Raw genomic sequence first — 1,968 nt, forward strand, 5'->3', positions numbered from 1 at the left:
TCTCGAAACCGACTGGAGCAGCGGCGGCGGCATCGCGCTGAGGGCGGGCAGCACCGCCAGCCATGTCGCCATGCTGGCGCGCTCGCGCGGCGTACCCATGATCGTCGGTCTCGGTGCTTCGCCGGCTCATCTCGCCGGCATCGCCCTGCTCGACGCCGAACATGGCGGCATCGTGGTGTCGCCCTCCAGGACCGAAATCGCCGCTTTTCGGCAATCCTGCGCGTCGTTCTCTGCGCGCCGCAACCGGGCCGGGACATTCCTGGCGCGGCCGGCGGTCACCAAGACCGGCAGGGCGGTGCGGGTGCAACTCAACATCGCCGACCCGTCCGAGGTCGACGGCATCGATATCGCCACCTGCGACGGGGTCGGGCTGATGCGCACCGAATTCCTGTTCGGCAAGACGCTGCCGGACGAGGGGACACAGTATCGCGCCTATCGCAAGGTGCTGGAATGGGCTGGTGACAAACCGGTGACGATCCGCACCGTCGATGCCGGCGGCGACAAGCCGGTGCCCGGCTTCACCATCGAGGAGAGCAATCCGTTCCTCGGCCTGCGCGGAATCAGGCTGTCGCTGGCAAGGCCGGAGGTGTTTCGTGTACAGATCCGGGCACTGCTGCGCGCCGCGGTGCACGGCAATCTGAAAGTGATGTTTCCGATGATCGCCATTGTGGAGGAATACCGACAGGCAGCGGCGATGTTCGCCGAGGAGCAGACCGCACTTGCCGCGCGCGGCATCGCGAGCAAGATGCCGCCGCTCGGCATCATGGTCGAGGTGCCGTCGGTGGCGATCCTGCCGGAAGCCTTTGCTGATGCCGCCTTCTTCTCGATCGGCTCCAACGACCTCACCCAATATGTCATGGCGGCTGCCCGCGACAACTCTGCCGTGGCTCATCTCAATTCGGTCCGTCATCCAGCCGTGCTGCGGCTGATCGCTGCCGTGACCGCGTTTGGCGAACAAGAAAAAATACCGGTCAGCCTGTGCGGCGATGCCGGCGGCGATCCGGCCTCGATCCCGTCACTGCTCGAGGCCGGCCTGCGCGATCTTTCCGTCGCTCCGGCGCAACTCGCCATGGCCAAGGCGGCCATCGCGGACGTTTCTGTCTAGGCGCGGCCGGCATGGTCGACATCAAACCCGAACCTGGCTCCGAGGACGCGATCCGCGCCTACAAGACGATCCTGTCGCACGTCATCGACCAGCGCCCATCCGGCATGCGCCAGCGCCTGGCCGATGCGCTCGGCAAACACCGAAGCTTCGTCACGCAGATTTCCAGTCCTGCCTATTCAATTCCGATCCCGTCTAAACATTTGCCGGCTATATTTTCGGTCTGCCATTTCAGTCCGGTTGAGCGCGATCAGTTTCTCGCCGCCTACCATCAGGCGCATCCGGGGAAAATTTCGGTCGCGGCAGGCATGCGCAAGACGCGGCATGTCTCGCTTGTGGTGCCGGATTTCGGCGACGACAAGCAGAACGCCGCACTCGACAAAGCGGTGAACGACTTTATCCAGAAGATCACCAGCATCACCGGCAAGGGTAGCTGATCGAACTCTTTGTTTTACGCAATTCCGGAAAAAACCGCGACACATTTTTCCTGGAATTGTTTGGAAGGCCTATTTCGGGAGGAGACGATCTTGAAGAAGTTCATGAACTCGGTGGACACGGTGCTGACCGAGAGCCTCGACGGTTTCGTGGCCGCCCATGCCGACATCCTGGTGCTTGGCGACGAGCACAAATTCATCCGCCGCAAGACCTTGCGGCCGGTCAAGGTGGCGTTGATCTCCGGCGGAGGCTCCGGCCACGAGCCGCTGCATGGCGGCTTTGTCGGGCACGGCATGCTCGACGCCGCCTGCCCCGGCCAGGTGTTCACCTCGCCGACGCCGGACCAGATGCTGGCGGCGTCGCAAGCCGTCGACACGGGCGCCGGCTGCCTGTTCATCGTCAAGAACTATGAAGGCGACGTCATGAACTTC

Annotated in this window: 3 protein-coding genes; all 3 read left to right on the plus strand. The window is 63.5% G+C overall.

Features of this window, described 5'->3' with window-relative positions; all coding sequences use genetic code 11:
• Positions 1–1,105, plus strand: a 1,105-nt coding sequence (locus tag EN749_RS34860; protein ID WP_145991151.1) for a putative PEP-binding protein, incomplete at its 5' end; no start/stop codon positions are given.
• An 11-nt stretch (positions 1,106–1,116) separates the two neighbouring features.
• Entirely contained in the window at positions 1,117–1,539 is a 423-nt protein-coding gene (locus EN749_RS34865; RefSeq protein WP_127328785.1) for a hypothetical protein, read from the plus strand.
• Between the two features lie 90 nt (positions 1,540–1,629).
• On the plus strand, positions 1,630–1,968 hold a 339-nt coding region (locus EN749_RS34870; RefSeq protein WP_189367928.1), incomplete at its 3' end, for a dihydroxyacetone kinase subunit DhaK.

Origin of the sequence: Mesorhizobium sp. M7A.F.Ca.ET.027.02.1.1 (assembly GCF_004022985.1) — a bacterium.
Taxonomy (GTDB): Bacteria; Pseudomonadota; Alphaproteobacteria; order Rhizobiales; family Rhizobiaceae; genus Mesorhizobium.